This is a genomic window from Modestobacter marinus (genome assembly GCF_011758655.1).
Taxonomy (GTDB): domain Bacteria; phylum Actinomycetota; class Actinomycetes; order Mycobacteriales; family Geodermatophilaceae; genus Modestobacter; species Modestobacter marinus.
Window position 1 is genome coordinate 249,461 of sequence record NZ_JAAMPA010000002.1, and the last position, 18,210, is coordinate 267,670.

14 protein-coding genes are annotated in these 18,210 nt (G+C 76.3%); 5 read left to right on the forward strand and 9 right to left on the reverse strand.

The annotated features are described in order from the left end of the window. Positions 1–9: 9 nt before the first annotated feature. Positions 10–2,739, reverse strand: a complete 2,730-nt coding sequence (locus FB380_RS17190) for an ATP-binding protein (RefSeq protein ID WP_166756579.1) — start codon at positions 2,737–2,739, stop codon at positions 10–12. 108 nt (positions 2,740–2,847) lie between these two features. Here FB380_RS17190 and FB380_RS17195 point away from each other — a divergent pair, with 108 nt between their 5' ends. From FB380_RS17195 to FB380_RS17205, 3 genes are all read left to right on the forward strand, one after another. Next, positions 2,848–3,930, forward strand: coding sequence for a class I SAM-dependent methyltransferase (locus FB380_RS17195; protein WP_166756580.1), 1,083 nt, complete (start codon positions 2,848–2,850; stop codon positions 3,928–3,930). Positions 3,931–3,941: 11 nt separating this feature from the next. Then, positions 3,942–4,577, forward strand: coding sequence for a dirigent protein (locus FB380_RS17200; protein WP_166756581.1), 636 nt, complete (start codon positions 3,942–3,944; stop codon positions 4,575–4,577). A gap of 229 nt (positions 4,578–4,806) precedes the next feature. Next, the gene (locus FB380_RS17205) at positions 4,807–5,640 is read left to right on the forward strand and encodes a methyltransferase domain-containing protein (protein WP_229682235.1); all 834 of its coding nucleotides are present in this window, start codon (positions 4,807–4,809) and stop codon (positions 5,638–5,640) included. Positions 5,641–5,706: 66 nt separating this feature from the next. Here FB380_RS17205 and FB380_RS17210 read toward each other — a convergent pair whose 3' ends face one another. Then, positions 5,707–6,408, reverse strand: a complete 702-nt coding sequence (locus tag FB380_RS17210; protein WP_166756582.1) for a TPM domain-containing protein — start codon at positions 6,406–6,408, stop codon at positions 5,707–5,709. 458 nt (positions 6,409–6,866) lie between these two features. Here FB380_RS17210 and FB380_RS17215 point away from each other — a divergent pair, with 458 nt between their 5' ends. Next, positions 6,867–8,255 carry a heparan-alpha-glucosaminide N-acetyltransferase domain-containing protein gene (locus FB380_RS17215; protein ID WP_166756583.1) on the forward strand — a complete coding sequence of 463 codons (1,389 nt, stop codon included), beginning with the start codon at positions 6,867–6,869 and terminating at the stop codon, positions 8,253–8,255. Between the two features lie 99 nt (positions 8,256–8,354). Here the strand turns inward: FB380_RS17215 and FB380_RS17220 are convergent, their stop codons facing one another. The 6 genes from FB380_RS17220 to FB380_RS17245 all read right to left on the reverse strand — a co-directional run bounded on the left by FB380_RS17220 (position 8,355) and on the right by FB380_RS17245 (position 15,395). Continuing rightward, on the reverse strand, positions 8,355–8,816 hold the full coding sequence (locus tag FB380_RS17220) for a TspO/MBR family protein (protein ID WP_166756584.1): 462 nt from the start codon (positions 8,814–8,816) through the stop codon (positions 8,355–8,357). A 57-nt stretch (positions 8,817–8,873) separates the two neighbouring features. Beyond that, positions 8,874–10,085, reverse strand: a complete 1,212-nt coding sequence (locus FB380_RS26045) for an alpha/beta hydrolase family protein (RefSeq protein WP_166756585.1) — start codon at positions 10,083–10,085, stop codon at positions 8,874–8,876. A gap of 130 nt (positions 10,086–10,215) precedes the next feature. After that, complete coding sequence (locus FB380_RS17230; protein ID WP_166756586.1) at positions 10,216–10,509, reverse strand: hypothetical protein; 294 nt, start codon at positions 10,507–10,509, stop codon at positions 10,216–10,218. A gap of 9 nt (positions 10,510–10,518) precedes the next feature. Continuing rightward, on the reverse strand, positions 10,519–13,131 hold the full coding sequence (locus FB380_RS17235) for an AfsR/SARP family transcriptional regulator (RefSeq protein ID WP_166756587.1): 2,613 nt from the start codon (positions 13,129–13,131) through the stop codon (positions 10,519–10,521). A 188-nt stretch (positions 13,132–13,319) separates the two neighbouring features. After that, on the reverse strand, positions 13,320–14,069 hold the full coding sequence (locus FB380_RS17240) for a hypothetical protein (RefSeq protein ID WP_229682234.1): 750 nt from the start codon (positions 14,067–14,069) through the stop codon (positions 13,320–13,322). Between the two features lie 120 nt (positions 14,070–14,189). After that, positions 14,190–15,395: a cation:proton antiporter gene (locus tag FB380_RS17245; RefSeq protein ID WP_166756588.1), complete on the reverse strand. Its 1,206-nt coding sequence runs from the start codon at positions 15,393–15,395 to the stop codon at positions 14,190–14,192. A 226-nt stretch (positions 15,396–15,621) separates the two neighbouring features. Here FB380_RS17245 and FB380_RS17250 point away from each other — a divergent pair, with 226 nt between their 5' ends. Continuing rightward, positions 15,622–16,248 (forward strand): DUF3159 domain-containing protein, encoded by a 627-nt coding sequence (locus FB380_RS17250; RefSeq protein ID WP_166756589.1) that lies wholly within the window; start codon positions 15,622–15,624, stop codon positions 16,246–16,248. A gap of 42 nt (positions 16,249–16,290) precedes the next feature. Here FB380_RS17250 and FB380_RS17255 read toward each other — a convergent pair whose 3' ends face one another. Beyond that, positions 16,291–18,084 (reverse strand): alpha-keto acid decarboxylase family protein, encoded by a 1,794-nt coding sequence (locus tag FB380_RS17255; protein ID WP_229682233.1) that lies wholly within the window; start codon positions 18,082–18,084, stop codon positions 16,291–16,293. Between the last annotated feature and the right edge of the window lie 126 nt (positions 18,085–18,210).

Below are 18,210 nucleotides of genomic sequence, written 5' to 3' on the forward strand. Positions count from 1 at the left end.
CCACCGGCCTCACCTCCCGAGGACCTCCCAGTGCACCTCGTCAGCCGGCTCGTAGGCGCACCAGCGCCCGGTCCGCACCGTCGTCCGCAGGTGGTCCCCGAGCGACGGGTGGACCTGGGCCAGCCGCTTGATCGCATCGCGGATGCGCCACGTCACCGCCGAACGTGCGCGCTCGTCGACGGCGCCCGCGCGGCGGGTCCGCCCGCCGAGACCGGTGCTGCTGGCCAGCTCCGCCAGCAGCTGGTCCAGCTCGAGCCGAGCCTGCTCGGCGCGACCGAGGTCGCCGAGGTCCTCGGCCTCGAGGACGTCGTCCTGCAGGTCCGCCACCCGCCGGCGGTACTGCGCCTTGGCGGTCTCGTCGATCATCGGGCCGAGGTCGGGGCTCTCGACGGCGGCTCCCATCAGCTCGGCCGCGGAGACCTCGACGTTCGGCCTCCCCACCAGGACGGCCAGGTCGGCCAGGCCCTTGGCATCCGGTGTCCGGACCGTGCGGCCGGCGAAGGTGATCACCCAGAGCGGGCCCTCGCGCGACCAGGTGCCCGGTCCGGGCCGCGGAGTCCGCGATCCAGTCCGTGGCCGCTCGTCCGGTGGTCCGGCCGCCGGCGCCGGCCCGGAGCCACCGGTGGCGCCGGCGAGGTCGGCGAGGCCGGGTCGCGCGACGGCGAGGGCTGCCCGCAGGCCCGCGGCGGACAGCGGGCGCACGGCGGCCGGGAGCGGTTCCAGCAGCAGCTCCTCCAGCGCCGGCAGCTCGGACATGCCCGGGGGGACGGCGGCCTGCGCCACCTCCGCGGCCGACGCTCGCCCGGCCGTCGACAGCGTCGCCGCCGCCCACCGCAACGTGGTGGCGACCTCCGCGTCGTGCCCCAGCGCGACGAAGACGTCCAGGGACCGGGTCAGGTGGGCGGCCGCCCCGGCCAGGTCGCCCTGCCCCAGCGCGACCGCCGCCAGCCCGCGGTGTGCGGTGCCCACACCCCACGGGTAGCCCGCTGACGACGCCTGGTCCAGTGCGGCGGAGAAGAGGGTGACCGTGCCGGCCGGGTCGCTGGTGTCCATCAGCCCCGCGCAGGTGACGACGGCGAAGACCCCGAGGATCGGACCGTCGGCGTCGGTCAACCCGCGCTGCACCTCACGGGCGACCTCCAGGCCGGCCGCGCGGCCACGGACCCGGCTGGTGGCCAGCGCCCGGATGATCTCCAGCTCGTGCGCGCAGGCCACCCAGCCCCCTCCGTACGCGGCATCGATGCCGCGCTCGACGATCGACAGCGCCGCGGCCCACTCGCCGTCCGCCCGACGGACCATGTGGAGGGCCCGGGTGGCCATCGCCTCGCCGAGGCGACGCGGGGAGTCCCCGGGCCCGGCGGAGTCCAGGACCCGCTCGGCGAGGCCCCGCCCGCGGGCCAGGTCGCCGGTGACGATCGCGGCGGTGGCGGTCGTCGCGACGACCTCGCACCAGAGCGGCAGGGCCGGGTCGTCCCAGCGGTCGAGCAGCTGGTCCCCCAGGGCGAGGACGGTCTCCGCGCGGGCGTTGTGCACCACCCCCCAGAGCGGGATGAAGAGCGAGAAGGCGCGATCTGCGTCCGCGTCGTGGCCCAGGCACCACCGGATGCCCTCCTGCAGGTTCAGCTGGGTGGACAGCAGCGCCGCGAAGAGCTCCCCGGGCCAGGAGCGCTGGGAGAGCCGGACGATCTGCTCGGCGTCGGCGGTGTGCCGGCGCACCGCCCGCTCCTCGCAGAGCTCCAGCTCACCGGCCTCGGACAGCCGGTCGCGGGCGAACAACCGGAGGCTCTCCGGGAGGGAGTACCAGGTGCGGCCCAGCCGGGACGCCGTCGTGAGCAGCGAGGGGGTGACCAGCGCGTCGAGCCGGGTCAGGGAGGTCGCCAGCGTGTCGCCGTCGTCGGCCGCGACGGCGTGCGCCGCCTCGTCGGAGAACGGCCCGCGGAAGGTGCCCAGCCGGGCGAAGAAGCGCTGGACCGCCGGGTCCAGCCGGGCGTGCGACCAGCCGATCGCCGACTCCAGGCTCTGCTGCCGGTCCGGCCGGTGCCCCCGCGCGCTGGTCAGCAGCTGGAAGCGGGCGTCCAGGTGGCGGAGCATGTCCGCGGGGCCCAGGGTCCGGGAGCGCGCCGCCGCGAGCTCGATCGCCAGGGGCAGGCCGTCGAGTCGGCGGCAGAGCGCGGCCACGCACACGGCGGTCGGGTCGTCCAGGACGAGGTCGGCCCCGGCCTCACGCGCACGCGCGGCGAACAGCTGCACGGCGGGTGAGGCCAGGGCGGCGACCGGGTCGTCGCCGTCCGGGACCGGGAGGGGCGCCAGCACGGTCACCCGCTCGCCGGGCAGCCCGAGCGGGACCTGGCTGGTGACCAGCAACCGCAGGCCCGGGACCTCCGTGAGCAGTGCCTGGGCGACGTCGGCCACCGCGTCCAGGTGGTGCTCGGCGTTGTCCAGCAGCACCAGTCGCTCGGCGTCGGCCAGGCCGAGGGCCGCTCCGGACAGCGACCCGAACCCGAGCGCCTCGGTGACGGCTGCCGGGACCCCCGCGGGGTCGGCGACGGCCGCGAGCTCGCACAGGCTCACCGGCAGGCCGCCTCCCTCCTCCGCGACCGCCGACGCGACGCGCGTCTTCCCGACGCCACCGGGGCCCACCACCGTGACGAGCCGGTGCCCGGTCAGGAGCGCGCGGACCCGTCGCACGTCGTCGTCGCGTCCGACGAGGGAGGAATGGACCACCTGCCGTGGGGCCATGCCTGCAGGGTGACAGGTCGGTGAGGTCCGGGTGGGGCTCGTCCGCACGGCGTGAGGTCCGACCTCCCGCCGTACCGGGTGTCCGAACGACACCCAGAAGGGGAGACCATGACGACCACCCTCACCACCCTCGACGAGGCGGAGGTGCTGTCCGAACGCCTGTTCGGCGCCGCCGTCCAGTCGCTGGAGCTGTTCGCGGTGCACCTGGGCCGGCGACTCGGCCTCTACCGCGTGCTGGCCGACGGCCGGGCCAGGACCGCTGCCGAGCTCGCGGCCGACGCCGGGATCGCCGAGCGCTACGCCCGCGAGTGGCTCGACCAGCAGGCCGTCGCCGGCCTGCTGGACACCGACGACGGCGAGCCGTCCACCGGGCGGCGGTACCGCCTCGGCGCCGCCCACGCCAGGGTGCTGACCGTGGCGGACGACCCGCTGCACGCCGCCCCGCTGGCCTCGATGCTCGCCGGCATCGGTCAGGCCCTGCCCGACGTGGTCGAGGCCTACCGGTCCGGCGGCGGGGTGCCCTACGCCCGCTACGGCGAGGACTTCCGGGACGGTCAGGGCGGGGTCAACCGGCCGGCCTTCACCCACGACCTCGTCCAGGACTGGCTCCCGGCCGTGCCCGACGTCCACTCCCGGCTCGCGTCCGGGGCCCGGGTGGCCGACGTCGGTTGCGGGCAGGGCTGGTCGACGCAGGCCATCGCCCGGGCCTACCCGGCCAGCACGGTCGTCGGGGTGGACGTGGACGCGGGCTCGGTCGCCGATGCCGCCGCCACGCTGGACGACGACCTCGCGGACCGGGTCAGCTACGTCGTCGCCGACGCGGCCCGGCTCGATGCGCTCGGCGTCTTCGACGTCGTCGTGATGCTGGAGACGCTGCACGACATCGGCCGCCCGGTGGAGGCCCTGGCCGCCGTCCGTGCGGCCCTGGCGGACGGGGGGACGCTCGTCGTCGCCGACGAGCGGGTCGCCCCGTCGTTCTCCGCCCCCGGCGACGAGGTCGAACGCATGATGCTCGGCTGGAGCGTCGTCCACTGCCTGCCCGCGGCGATCGCCACGGGTGACCACGACGCCATCGGCACGGCCATCCGGCCCTCCGTGGTCGTCGACCTGGCCCGGCAGGCCGGGTTCGGCACCGTCGAGGTGCTGCCCATCGACAACCCGCTGTTCCGGTTCTATCGGATCCAGGACTGAGAGGAACCGTCATGTCCGACATCTCCAGGCGCTCGGTCCTGGCCGCGGCCGCCGCCGTGCTCACCGTCCCCCTGCTGGGTGGTCTGGCCGTCCGTCAGGTCGACACCGGTCCGCCCGGCAACGACCGGCCCCCGGCTCCGGCGCAGCCGTTCGAGTTCGACGTCTCCGAGGACGGCACGCGGTTCGTGTTCGAGGACGACCCGGTGTTCTCCGACGGGCTCCCGGCCGCGGGCAACAGCTTCGTCACCCAGGGCTGGATCTACCTGGACGGGACCCTCGGCGACCACGACGGGGTCGTCGTGGACGCGGCAGGTCAGGCCCAGCCGGAGTTCCCCGAGGAGGTCATCGGGGAGTGGACCTGCTGGGGGTTCTTCATCGGCGCGGGAGCGCATTCGACCCACGACGCCTGGGTCGCCACGACCCAGGTCTTCGAGTTCTCCGACGGGTCCACCCTGACCTCGATCGGGACCGAGCTGCCCCAGCAGGCGGGGACCGTCGACCGGGCGGTCACGGGTGGGACGGGGAGCTACGCCGGAGCCCGCGGGGAGATGGCCCAGACCACCAACGGGCACAACGGCACCGACGGGGTGAACGCCGACTTCGTCGTCCACCTCGCTGACGGGTCCCACCCGTCGGCCGGGGACTGATCCGGCGATCCGGTGGTCCGGACCCGGCAGGGACCCCGGACCACCGGACCGAGGGACCTCCCTCGTCCACGGCGGTTCCTGACCCGATGACGCCGCCGTGACGGCGGTGGGGAGCCCGGGGAGAGGTCTCAGCAGCACTGCTGTCCGCACGGGCGGGGGCCGCCCCATGGGGCGGGAGCGGGAGAGCTCCGGACGACCAGCCGAGGCTCGCACCTCCTACGACCACCAGGTGCTCGACCGCCTCGGTGCGCACGTGCAGGCGTTCATCCGGCGCCTGGTCGTGGTGTTCCTCGCGACTGCTGATGCACGTGGCGAGGCGGACTGCTCCTCCCGCGCCGGCCCGCCGGGGTTCGTCGCCGTGCTCGACCTACCGAGTCGGCGGGCCGCTCGGCATGCTGGGGGAGTGCCTCCGGCTCCTGCTGCTGTCCACCATCCCGTCTTCGCCCGGGTCTTCGGCCGACTTGCCGCGGCGGGGGAGCGGTCCGGGCTGGCCGAGCTGCGGGGCAGGGTGCTCGCCGACACGGCCGGCCGGGTGCTGGAGGTCGGGGCGGGGTCCGGCAGCAACTTCGCGCACTACCCGCCCGCGGTGACCCAGGTGGTCGCCGTCGAGCCGGAGCCGTACCTGCGTGGACTGGCCGAGCAGGCTGCCCGACGAGCACCCGTGCCGGTGGACGTGGTGGACGGCGTCGCGGAGGCCCTGCCCGCCGGCGAGGGTGAGTTCGACACCGTCGTCAGCACGCTGGTCCTGTGCAGCGTGGCCGACCAGCCGCGTGCGCTGCGCGAGCTGCACCGGGTGCTGCGCCCCGGCGGGCGGCTGGTCTTCTGGGAGCACGTGCGGGCCGAGCGGCCGCCGCTGACGATCGTGCAGGACGCCCTCGACCGGACAGTCTGGCCCGTGCTGTGCGGCGGGTGCCACGTCGGGCGCGACACCGCCACGGCGATCACCGCGGCCGGCTTCACGATGGAGCGCCTGGAGCGCCACCGCCTGCCGGACACGCGCATCCCGCTCCCCATGGCGCCGCACGTCCTGGGCACCGCGCGGCGGGCCGAGCCGGCACGGTGAGGCGGCGGCCGACCCGGTCGGCGAGGAGCTGCTGAGCTCGGCAGCGGCTCCGCCACGCGCATCCGGCTACCGGGTCGAGCTGCTCACGGTCCGGCGGCGGGAGAGGAGGTGGCCACTCAGGAGCACCACGGCGAGGACGCCGATCACCACGACCGTGGTCGTCCCCGACCACGGCAGCGCCTCCTCGCTCGCCCGCGGTCCGGTCGCGGTGTCGGCGGCTGTCGCCGTGCCGTAGCCGTCGGTGGTCCCGGAGCCGGCTGTGGTCCCGGAGCCGGCCGGCGTCTCGGAGGCGGCGGTGGTCGCAGGACCGGCTGTGGTCTCGGGGCTGGGCGCCGTCTCGGCGAGGGACTGGAGCCGGCCGGCCAGCGTGAGCACCGCGTCGGTCCAGCGTCGGGCCGCCAGGTCCGGGGCCACCTCGTCGGTCAGCACGCCCTGGACGTCGGCCACGGGCAGCGTGGACCCCTCGCCCACCCACGACCCGTACTCGTACGTCCCCCCGCCGACGGCCACGGCCAGGAGGACGTCGGAGTCGCCGAGTCCGGACAGCTCGGCGGTCCGTCCCGCCCAGGTGGAGGCCGGGACGGCGTCGAAGTCGGAGACGAAGACGGCGTGCAGACCGATGCCCCGCTCCGCCGCCAACCGGTCCATGGCCTGCTGGACCACCTGCCGGTCCGCAGCGCCGATCACGATCGTGTCGTCCGTGAGCTGTCCGGGCAGCTCCCGCGGCGGGCCGGCCGACGCCGGCCCGGCGGTGAGGAGAACGACCACGAGGGCCCCGAGGACCGTCCACGTCCTGCGCATTCCACCATCTCCAAGATCCGTCCGGGATCGCTCCCGCTGGGTGGCACGGCGCGCCAGGCACGGAGTGCGCACCGCTGTGGTGCACGGCGGCCCGGCGCTCGAGGAACGTGCAGCCGAGCCGGGTCGGTCGACCCTCACGCGTTCGGCCGGGCTGCCGTCACCGGATGGGTCGTCGGGGCCGTCCCGCCGCAGGAGAGCGCCCATGAGCGCGCCGGTGACGTCACGCTGACCACTCGTCACGCGTCGTCGTCGGCGAGCGCTGAGGTCGTCGTCCCGACGCCGTCCTGATCGGCGGCTGCCCCGGCGGATCGGCCCGATGAGCCATCCGTCGTGCCCCCTCCTTGCGAACGCAGGGCGTGCGCGGGGCGAGGACTCAGTCGACTCCGCGGGTCCCGGATGCCCAGCTACCTGCGGAGAGTGAGCGGATGTCGTCCTCACCTGACATCGAGGGGACGGTCAGCGGCGCCCCGCCGGCGCCCGGATCGATGCCCGTCCCGGCCGGTTCGTCGACCGCGGCGCCGGCTGTCCGTCCGCCGGTCCCCGGCGGCGTCCCGCAGCTGCCGCATGCCTGCGACGTGGTCCCGTCGGGCGACGTGGCCGGGACGCCGTCGAGCACGGCAGGACCCGCACGGTCGACGCCCCGGCTGGTCGGCATCGACGCCGCGCGGGGCTTCGCCCTGGTCGGGATGATCGCGGTGCACAACCTGGACGCCACCGACGCGGACGGCACGGCGTCGCTGGCGTGGACCCTCTCGGCGGGCAAGTCGGCGGCGCTGTTCGCCCTGCTGGCCGGGGTGGGCATCGCCTTCGCCAGCGGGGGCCGGCGGCGGCCGACGGGACGGACGTGGACCGCCCAGGCGGCGTCGCTGCTGGTCCGCGCGCTCCTCATCGGCGCGGTCGGGCTGGCCCTCGGGTACCTGGTCCCGACGGACTCCGCCGGGGTGATCCTCCCGTACTACGCCGTCCTGTTCGTGCTGGCCGTCCCGCTGCTGTCCCTGTCCAGCCGCGCCCTGGTGGTCCTGGCGACGGTGGTCGTGGTCGCCGTCCCCGGCCTCAGCCACCTGCTCCGGGCCGGCACGGAACCGGTGGTCGTCCCCAACCTGACGTTCACCGCGCTGCTGGACCACCCGCTGCAGGCGCTGACCGAGCTGACCCTCACCGGCCAGTACCCGGCGCTCGCGTGGACGGCCTACCTGTGCGTCGGCCTCGCCCTCGGCCGCGCCGCGCTCTCCAGCCGGCTCGTCCTCGCGGGCGTGGTCCTCGTCGGTGCCGCGCTGGCCGTCGTCCCGGTGGCGGTGTCCTGGCTGCTGCTCGACGTGTCCGGTGGCCGGGCCCGGCTGGAGGAGGTGGCCCTGCAGTCGATGACGTCGGCGGAGTACGCCGACGTGGTGGCCTCCGGGTGGAGCGGGACGACGCCGACGGACACCGGCTGGTGGCTGGCCACGATGGCGCCGCACTCCGGCACGTCGCTGGACCTCGCCCACACGATCGGCGTCGCCCTCGTGGTGCTCGGGGTGTGCATCCTGCTCGGTCGCCTCACCACCTCGCTGCTGCGGCCCCTGGCCGCCGCGGGGAGCATGACGCTGACCCTCTACTGCCTGCACCTGGTCCTGCTCAGCGCCCCCGCGCTGCCCGGTGGGCCGGCGGGCTTCCTGCTGCAGGTCGCCGTCGTGGTGGCGTTCGCGCTGCTGTGGAGTCGCTCCCACGCCCGGGGCCCGTTCGAGGAGATCGTCGCGGAGGCCGCCGGTGCCGTGCGCCGCAGTGTCGCGGCCGCGGGGGCGACGGAGCACCGCGGCGCCCACCGCAGGGGCTGAGACAGCCGGCGGCACCCACCACCCGGCGCAGGTCCGTCCGGAGGCAGTGGGCCACAGGACGACGACCACGATCCCGAGCACCCTGGCCCGGCGGCCGGGTCAGGTGCGGCGGGCGATCGCCGCGGACAGCGCCGTGGCGAAGGCCGTCCACCCCGCGTACGGGACGAGCACGGCCGCTGCCGGGCTGCTGACGGCGGCTGCCCGGCGCACCAGGTCGACCGTCGAGACCGTCAGCGCCGCGCACTCCACGGTGGCCGCCCAGGGCCGGTGGGCGCGGAAGAACAGCGGGGTCCACGCGGTGTTCAGCACCAGGTTCACCGCGTAGGCGCGGGCGAACGACCGGCGGGAGGCCGGCTCGGCGTGACTGAGCACCTCGCCGGCGGCCCAGGCGGTGCCGGCGTAGAGGGCGGTCCAGACGATGCCGAAGGTCTGCGGCGGGGGATACCAGGACGGCTTGTCCAGCGACCGGAACCACCGGCTGTCGGGGTCGGTGGACAGGCCGCCGATCAGGGCGGCGGCCGCCGGACCGGCGGCCGCCAGCAGGCGCGGGCGAGCGGGCATGGGTCCATCGTGGCCCGCCGGGAGCAGGGCTGCAGGGCGCCTGACCGCCACGCCGCCTCAGCGGTCAGGTGCAGGGACGTGCTCGTCGAGCCAGTCGAAGACCCGCTCGTTGCGCAGCCCGACCGCCGCCGGTTCGCAGTGCCCGTCGGCCCCCTCGTCGGCCGTGAAGGGCAGCAGCGTGACCGGGCAGGTGAGCGCGGCGGCCATCCGGGCGGACTGCCCGGGCCAGAACTGCTCGTGCTCGGGATCGGTGACCAGCATCGGGCAGGTGATCGCGGCCAGCTGCTCGTCGGTCAGCGCGTACTCGCGGGCGGCGGTGAAGAAGTCGAACGGCGAGGTGACCCCGTAGGGCCGCATCCGCCACCGCATCGTGGCCCGGGTCGCGGGGGAGAGCTTCAGGGCCCACGCCATGTCCCTGTCGAACTGCTCCCGCTTCCCGTCGTCCAGCAGCCGCACGAGGAAGTGCGGGAGCTGCTGCAGCATGGTCGTGGAGACGTCGACCACCCCGGGATCGGCGACCGCGGCCGCGATGCGGTGCTCGTGGGCCGCCGCCCGGGGCACCCAGTAGCCGCCCTGGCTGATGCCCATGACCGCGATCCGGCCGGGGTCGACGTCCGACCGCTCGGTCAGGGCGTCGATGACCGGCGTCAGGACGTTCTCCCAGTCCGGGCGGAAGGTCAGGCCCTGGCGCATCAGCGCGGCGTTCTGCCCCGGGCCGTCGTAGGTCATCGCGTTCCAGCCGCGGGCGAGGGCCTCGGCGATGCCCCGGGACCAGGCTCCGACGACGGAGCCGTCACTGCCGTTGGTGTAGACCAGCGTCCGCCGGGGGGCGGTGTCGGCCGCGCGGCGGAAGGAGTACCCGGGCAGGGTCGTCCCCGCCCAGGGGATCTCGAGGCGCTCCACGGCCACGTCGCCGACGGCCACGGTGCAGTCGACGAACCGGTCCCACGCGTGGCGGTGGGACTCCCACAGCTGCGTGGCGCCGTCGGTGGAGTCGGCCTTGTCCGACGCCTCGGACCAGTAGCCGGCGGCGCGCAGCCAGCGGGCCGCGGCGCTGCGGAGGTGCCCGGCCGCCTCGGCGGCGCGCGCCTCGCCGGCGACCCGCTCGGCGGTCGCGGACCACTGCTCGACCCAGGCGCGCGCGTCGCGGTTCGGGATCCGGTCGACGGTGGCCAGCACCTCACCGACGTCGGCCGCGCGGGACCAGGTGCTGCCGAGGACGTTCTCGACGGCGAACTGGAAGTCGTCGTCGGTGAAGAAGGCGTGCACGTGGGGCTCCGTTCGGATCTGTCGGCGACGGGTCGTCGGGCCGGTGCCGGGACGGTCCCGCCGGCGGGCCGGACTGTCCCGGCACCGGCTCCAAGACCTCTCCAACCGGGTCGGGGCCCGGCCCGGGAGCTCAGGCCCGGACGGTCTCCGGGCCGGTGACCAGGTCGGCGAGGGTCAGGCGGGCGCCCGCCGCGCGGGCGCGCTCGGCCGCGGCGGGCTCCAGGGCCCGGGTGACGCCCGGCAGCACGTGGGACGTCTCGGCCAGGGCGGGCCACCGCAGCGCGTTGCGCTGGGCCTGGGTGCGTGCGGCGGAGAACAGCCGCACCGACTCGTCGGGGCGGCCGCCCATCGCCGCGACCAGGGCCCGCAGCTCGAAGGCGACGGGGCCGTCGGACGTGCCGAGGGTCAGCCGGTGGGCGATCATCCGGTCGGATCAGGTCAGTGCCCGCGCGGGGTCGGCCGCCCGGAGCGCGGCGACCACCGACATCCCGGCGACGAGCAGCGCCACGTGCGCGTTGCCCAGCTGCAGGGCGCGGCGGTGCAGGCCGCTGAGCGCCTCGTCGGTGCCGAGCCCGTCGACGCTGCCGGCCAGGGTCGCGCACGCGTCGGCGAAGAGGTCGAGCTCCGGGTCCGTGCCGGTGGCGACGGCCGCGGCCCGCACCCGTCCGGCGACCTCGCGGGCGGCGTCGGGACCACCGGCCGCGACGAGCGAGTGCGTCAGCAGGGTGAGCACCTCGGCGACGACCCGCGACGCGGCGTGCCCGCTGCCGTCCAGCAGGGCGAAGGCCGCGGCGACGTGCGGCCCGGCGAGGTCGTCGTCCCCACCGGAGCAGAGGTGGTGGGCCAGGGTCAGCCGGACCAGCGCGGCCGACAGCGGGTCGGCGAGGTGCTCGTGGTCGATCGCCCGCTCCGCCCAGGCCCGCCCCTCGACCGTCTTGCTCCGGAAGTACCAGAACGCGCCCAGCCGGCCGGCCAGCCACACCCCGTCGGCGGAGGGGCGCTCCACCAGGAGGTGCTGCAGGGTGGCGCGGACGGCGGGCAGGTCGTCGTCGAGCGCGTCGAACCAGGCCCGCTCGGTCACGTGCCCCAGCGGGGGCCGGTCCCGGACCAGGCCGGCCACCCACGCGTCCCGGCTCCGGACCAGCCGGGGCCCGTCCGCGGCCGCGGCGTGGCAGGCGTGCCCCCGGATGGTGGCGAGCTGGGTGAACCGGCTCCGCCCGCCCGGCCGGGCCGGACCCAGGGGCACCAGCAGGGAGTGGTGGACCAGCCGGGCGACCAGGTCGGCGGTCCTCCCGGCGTCCCCGTCGGTGCCGCGGTACACGCCGTCGGCCGCAGCCACGGTGAAGGGGCCGGGGAGGGCGGAGAGGCTGCGGTGCAGGGCGGCCTCGTCGGCGGGCAGCGCGGCACAGCTCTGCTCGATCGCGACGCGGACCGTCCGGTGGTGGTCGCTCCCGCGTCCCATCCGGGCCAGGGAGCTGGGGTCGGCGGTGACCTGGTGGGCGATCTCCTCCAGGGTGAACGCCCGGGCCCGGTCGGCGGCCAGCTCCAGCGCCAGGGGCACCCCGTCCACGGCGGTGGCGATCCGCACCACCGCGCTGAGCAGGCCGAGGTCCCGGCGGTCGGCACCGGTGGCCGCGAGCCGGTCCAGCAGCAGGGCGACGGCGGGGGAGGCCGTGGCGTCGCCGTCGTCGGTGGGCGGGGGCAGCGGACCGACCGGGTGGACGTGCTCGCCGTCGACCTCCAGCGGCTCCCGGCTGGTCGCCAGGACGGCGAGCCCGCCCGGCACCCGGGACCAGTCGTCGACGAGGTCGGCGACCGGGTCGAGGACCTGCTCGCAGTTGTCCAGCACCAGCAGGGCCCGCCGGTCCCGCAGGAACGCCCGCACGGCCGCTCCGGGCCGGGCGGTGTCGGCCGGCGCGAGGGCGAGGGCGGACACGACCGTGGAGAGCACCGAGCCGGCGTCCCGCGCGGCGGTGAGGTCGACGAACCAGACGCCGCCGGGGAACCGGCCGGCCAGCGTGCGGGCCACCTCGACGGCCAGCCGCGTCTTGCCGCACCCGGCCGCGCCCACCAGCGTGGTCAGCCCCCGCCGGGGCACGGTCTCGGCCAGCCCGGCCAGCTCCTGCTCCCGGCCCACCAGCGCAGACACCCGGTGGGGGAGGTGCACCTCGACCGGCCCGCCGCCGCCAGCCGCCCCGGACCCGGGTGCCGCCGGGGAACGGACCGTCGGAGCTGCCGGGACCCAGGGTCCCGGGCCCGCGAGCGTGGGGTCCTCGGCCAGGATGCGGGCCTGCAGCTCGCGCAGCTCGGTGCCCGGCTCGAGCCCCAGCTCGTCGAGCAGCACCCGGCGGACCTCGGCGTAGCTGCGCAGCGCCTCCTCCGCCCGGCCGAGGCGGTGCTGGGCGAGCATCCGCAGCGACCAGAGCCGCTCCCGCAGCGGCGTCTCCGCCAGACCGGGGCCGAGGGCCAGCAGTGCCCGCTCCGGCGCGCCGCAGGAGAGCAGCGCCTCGGCGAGCAGCTCCCGCAGCTGGTCGCGGACCTCGGTCAGCCGGGCCACCGCCGCCACCGCCCACGGCTCGTCCGCGAATCCGGCGTAGGGCTGCCCCCGCCACAGGGCCAGGGCCCGTTCGGCGGTGCGGCGGGCGTCCTCGGGCCGGCCCGCGGCGAGCAGCTCCCGGGCCTCGTCGGCCAGCGCGGCGAAGCGCACCGAGTCGATGGTCGCGGCGTCGGTCACCAGCCGGTAGCCGCCGAGGTCGCGGCGCAGCGTGGCCGACGGGCGGCCACGCTCGCGCTGCGGTTCGAGCGCCTTGCGCAACCGCCAGACGTGCGAGTCCAGGGTGGACGGCGACCGGGACGGCGACTCAGCGCCCCACATGGCCTCGGACAGCGCGCCGACGCCGACGTGCTGCCCGGCGTGCACCAGCAGCAGGGCGAGCGCGGCGGCGAGCCGGGTGCCGCCCAGGCCGACCGGGACCCCGGCACGCTCGACCTCCAGGGGACCGAGGTCCCGGATGCGCAGGGCGCCGTCGGGTGTGTCGGACTGCACCGGGACACCTCCTGCGAGCTGTCCCGGTGACGCGGAGCGGGGCGCCCGACCTCGGTGACGCGGGCGCCGTGGCGGCGCCCGGGGCACCGGGTGCCGGTGCTCGTCGGACGACTGCGTACCGCATCTCCCGCGGTCGCGGTAGGCCCTTGCGCGCGGGGCAGTGCGGCGCGCACGGGCGGCCGGGCACCTCAGCCGGCGACCGGGTTCGGTACCGCTGGAGTCGTGCGGGGCGGCACCGCGGCGAACAGGTCGACCAGGCGGTCCCAGCGGTTGCGCCGTCCGGGCGGGAACCGTCTCCTGCTCCGGGCCGCGCGGCGGCTGCCGGGCCGGTACCAGCGGCGCGCCCACGGGGAGGCCGGGCGGGCCAGCCGGACGGCGGCGACGGCGGCGATCAGGGGGACGAACACCCCCGCCACGCCCAGCACCACCCGCCCCTTGAGGATGGCGACGACCGCGAAGCAGAGGTTGAGCAGGACGGTGAGGGCCAGCACGCCCTCGCCCCGTGACCGGTCGGCGTCGAACGGGTTGGCGCCGATGAGCAGCATCCCGCCGACGACCGCCGCGAGCAGGACCGCGTCCACCGAGCTGCGGCCCTCCCGTGACCAGTACACGTCCTCCAGGTGCAGCCAGAGCGCGAACTCGTCGAGCGTGAGCGCCGCGCCGGCGCCGAAGAGCGCGGCGAGCAGGCCGGCCCACGTGCCGTCCGGGCGGTAGGCGAACTCGGCGGTGCCCGTGCCCAGCAGGAGGAAGATGCCGTACACCTCGTGGTGCACGTGCACCCCGCCGACGCGGGCGTCCCGGAACGGGCCCCGGCCCGTGCGGATCGCGTGCGTGACGAACCGGGTGACCAGGAAGGTCACCAGGAAGCCCAGCACCAGCCACGCGACGAGCTCCCGCCGGCCGGTCAGCGACGGCAGCAGTTCCGGTGCCCAGCCCACGTCCACCTCCCTGCCTCGCCGCTGCAGCCTGCGGGGTGCCGCTGCACGCCGACGCCGGCGACCGGCGCCGTGGCGGGCCGGCCGACCCCCTCGGGAACCGCAGCTCCGGTCACCGCGGGGTCATCGTGCCGGGCCCACCGGGTCCGCGGGGGACGGCGAGGCCGCCGGCCGGGCCGGTCCGCGGCCCAGCGCGACGACCACGGCGGGGAACACCAGGACGGTGACCATGCCCGCGCCGACGAGGGCCGCGGCGTCGTCGGAGGTCATCGTGCCGCTGCGCACCGCGATCTCGGTGAGCGCGACCAGCACCGGCAGCGCCGTGGCGCTGACCAGGGCGGTCTGGCAGCGCTCGCGCCGGTCCAGGACCCGGCGGTAGACCAGCAGCACCGGGCCGCCCCGCACCGCGAGCATCAGGACCAGGAAGAGCACGAGCAAGAGCGGTGCGGCCGCGATCGCGGGCAGGTCCAGGTTCATCCCCGAGTAGACGAAGAAGAGCGGGACGAAGAACCCGTAGCCCACGGCGTCGAGCTTGGACTCCAGCTCCGGCGCGGCCTCGCCCACCCACCGGCGCAGCACGATCCCGGCGAGGAAGGCCCCGAGCACGGCGTCCAGGTGGAACCGGTCGGTCAGCGCGACCAGCGTCAGCAGCAGCAGGATCGTGCCCCGCAGGGTGATCTGCGCGGTCTCGTGCTGCCCGGCCCGGACGACGTCGGCCAGCCGGCTGCCGTCCCGGACCCCGTGCCGCAGCAGGCCGAGCAGCACCGCCAGGGCGGCGACGCCGCCCAGGGACACCAGCGCGGTGACCCGGCCCTGGCTGCCCAGGAAGACGGCGATCACCAGCACCGGCAGCAGCTCACCGACCCCGCCCGCCGCGAGCAGGTACCGCCCCAGCCGGCCATGGAGCAGGCCCTCCTCGCGCAGCACCGGGAGCAGCGTGCCCAGGGCCGTGGTGGTCAGCCCCAGCGCGACCGGGAGGAACGCCTCGACCAGCCCGGCGGCGGTGAGCAGGCCGACCACGACGGCGGCGAGCCCGAAGGAGACCGCCCAGGAGAGCAGTGCCCGCCGTCCGGCGTCCTGCCGGAACAGCCGCAGGTCCAGCTCGTAGCCGGCCAGCAGGAAGACGAACCCGAGCCCCACGTCGGCGAGCACCTGCACGCCCGCCGGCGAACCGATGCCCAGGACGTGCGGGCCGATGACGACACCGCCGACCAGCAGCAGCACCACCTGCGGTACCGGCAACCGGGGGAGTAGCCCGACGAGCAGGGCCGCGAGCAGCGCGACCGCGGCCACGGCGGCGAGGGTGTCGATCGAGACGACGTCGTCCACCCGCGCTCCCCTCGGCACCCGCGACCGGCGGCGCGGCGTGCCGCGGATCCTGGTGAGGATCCCTCCAACCGCGCTCCAACGGAACAGCCTCCCGACGGCAGGTGACGGATCCGGGACACCCTGCGGCGGGCGGAGGGGGGTGACGCGTCCGACGGGTGCGGGACGCCGGGGTCGTCCAGCGGGCCTTGGAGCCCGGTTGGAGCGCCCGGCGGGATCGTGACCGGCCATGAAGCCGTTCTCCTTCGTCCTGGGTCTCCTGCCCTGGATCGTCTTCACCGTCGTGGCCGACCGGATGGCGGCCGACGCGGTCGCCTGGAGCGCCCTGCTCGCCGTCGCGATGACCGTCGTCGGCCTGGCCGTCGCCGCCCGGCGGCACGGGCCGACGGCGCTGAACGCGGTCTCGCTCGTCCTGTTCACCGGCATCGCCGTCGCCGGCTTCGCCGGTGGCGCGGGCGTCGACGACTGGCTGTTCCGGTGGGGGCAGCCGCTGGTGGGGGTGGCCCTCGGCCTGTACGTGCTGGCGACGGCCGCCACGCGCCCCTTCACCGAGGAGTACGCCCGCCGGTCGGCCCCGCGCGAGGTCTGGGGGTCGCCCACCTTCCGGTCGGTCAACCGGGTCCTCAGCGCGGCCTGGGGCGCCGGTCTGGTCGTCATCGGGGCGGCCGGGGTGCTGGTCACGCTGCTGGACGAGCACGCCACCAGTCGCGACTCGGCGCACCTGCCCGAACTGGTGCTGAACTGGGTCGTGCCCCTGGTGGTCGTCTGGGCGCTGATCCGGTTCACCGGCGCCTACCCCGACCGGGTCACCTCGCACGCCGGGCAGGGCCCCGCCGTGGCACCCGGGGCCCGCTGACCCCGGCCGGTGCGGTGTCCGGGACGCGGCGTGCGCCGAGCGTCAGGGGCCCGCGCCCGGTGCGCCGAGGGCGCGGGTGAGGGTGGCGAGCAGCGCCGGGACGTCGTCGCGGGGGACGACGGCCTGCACGAGGGCGAACCCACCGGGGTCGTCGGCGGCCTCGCGGTAGGCCTGCCGCAGCGCGCCGACGGTGCTGGCCCGGTCGGTGCGGACGCGCTCGCCGCTGCAAAACAGGCGGGCCAGCGCGGTCCAGTCCCAGCGGGCGATGTCGTTGTACGGCTGGTCGGCGCCGTGGATGGCCCGCTCGACCGTGTAGCCGGCGTTGTCCACCACGACGACGAGCGCGGGCAGCCGCTCCCGGAGCACGGTGGCGAGCTCCTGGACGGTCATCTGGGCGGCGCCGTCGCCGATGAGCAGGACACCGCGACGGCCGGGCGCGGCCGTGCCGGCACCCAGGAGCGCGGGCAGGGCGTACCCGATGGAGGCCCACAGCGGCTGCCCGACGAAGGTCACGCCGGGCGGCAGCCGGTGCGGCGCCATGCCGTAGAACGAGGTGCCCTGGTCGGCGAGGACGACGTCGCCCGGGCGCAGCGCGGCCGTGGTCTCCCGCCAGAGCGCGGCCTGGGTCAGCGGGGCCGCGTCGTCGTCCGGTCGTCCGTCGGCCGGCTCCTCCGGCGGCGGCAGGGGAGCGGGGGTCAGGGCCGCGACCACCGGGCGCAGCGCGGCGAGCGCGGCCGGCAGCTCCAGCGGCGCGAACACGGCTGCCCCGACGCGCGCCGACCGCGGGGACAGGTCGATCGTCCGGGCGCGGGAGATCCGCTGGGTGAACAGGCCGCTGGTGAGATCGGTGAACTGGACGCCGGCCAGCACCAGCGCCGCGGCGTCCTCCACGACCGCCCGGGTCGACTCCGAGCTGCCGGCCGCGCCGGCGTAGGTCCCGGCGAACCCGGGGGCCGTCTCGTCGAGCAGGCTCTTGGCCCACGGGGTCGTGGCGTGCGGCAGGGGCCCGGCGGCGAGCAGGCCGGCCAGCTCGTCCACCGCGCCGAACCGGTGCACGAGGAGGCCGGCGAGCACCGCGACCCGGTCGGTGGACCCGGCCCGGGCGAGGAGCTGCGCGGCAGCCGCGGTGAAGGCCTCGAGCACCTCGGGGTCGGTGCCGTCGGCGCGGAGGGGGAGCGACGCCGGTGCGCGTTCGGCGGGCAGCTCGGCGACGTCCGCCGGCACGAGGAGGTAACCGGGCAGCCGGCTGTCCCGGACCTCGGTGAGCACGCGGTCGACCTCGTCGACGGCGGTGCCCGGTGCGAGCACGGCGCGGGCGCAGGTGATGTCGGTGTGCATGGCCGCGAAGTGGCCGAACACCCCGTCGCCCAGGGTGTGGTGCAGCGCGCGGTGCTCGGCCTGTCTCGCCAGTGCAGGGGCGCCCACCACGTGGACGACCGGCACGTGCTCGGCGTAGCTGCCCGCGATGGCGTTGACCGCGCTGAGCTCACCGACGCCGAAGGTGGTGCACAGCGCCGCCAGGCCGCGCAGCCGCGCGTAGCCGTCGGCGGCGTACCCGGCACCGAGCTCGGTGACGCACCCGGTCCAGCGCACGGTCGGGTGCGCGGTGACGTGGTCGAGCAGCCGGAGGCTGTAGTCGCCGGGCACCCCGAACACCCGGTCGACCCCCAGCTCGGCCAGCCGGTCGACCAGGTGGTCGGCGACGGTGTACGGCGCCATGTCCACGGCAGCCATGTCCACGGCGGCCATGTCCACGGCGGCCATGTCCACGGCGGTCATGTCCACGGTGACCGCGCCGGCGGGTGGGGAACCGTCGTCCTCGGGTGTGGTGTGCACGGTCCGGCCCCTCTCCCGTCCACCGGCCCGGGCGCAGGCCGGCAGCCCGGCGGCTGGTCCGCCGGACGTCCGCACTGTGCCGGGCAGGCCTCCAAGGCCGCTCCAACGAGCGTCGACCGGCCGGGC

Bases quoted from the DNA above. Each gene is read 5' to 3' on its own strand.
- FB380_RS17200 (WP_166756581.1), top strand. From the start codon at position 3,942: ATGTCCGACATCTCCAGGCGCTCGGTCCTGGCCGCGGCCGCCGCCGTG.
- FB380_RS17230 (WP_166756586.1), bottom strand. From the start codon at position 10,509: ATGATCGCCCACCGGCTGACCCTCGGCACGTCCGACGGCCCCGTCGCC.
- FB380_RS17195 (WP_166756580.1), top strand. From the start codon at position 2,848: ATGACGACCACCCTCACCACCCTCGACGAGGCGGAGGTGCTGTCCGAA.
- FB380_RS17220 (WP_166756584.1), bottom strand. From the start codon at position 8,816: ATGCCCGCTCGCCCGCGCCTGCTGGCGGCCGCCGGTCCGGCGGCCGCC.
- FB380_RS17190 (WP_166756579.1), bottom strand. From the start codon at position 2,739: ATGGCCCCACGGCAGGTGGTCCATTCCTCCCTCGTCGGACGCGACGAC.
- FB380_RS17215 (WP_166756583.1), top strand. From the start codon at position 6,867: ATGTCGTCCTCACCTGACATCGAGGGGACGGTCAGCGGCGCCCCGCCG.
- FB380_RS17250 (WP_166756589.1), top strand. From the start codon at position 15,622: ATGAAGCCGTTCTCCTTCGTCCTGGGTCTCCTGCCCTGGATCGTCTTC.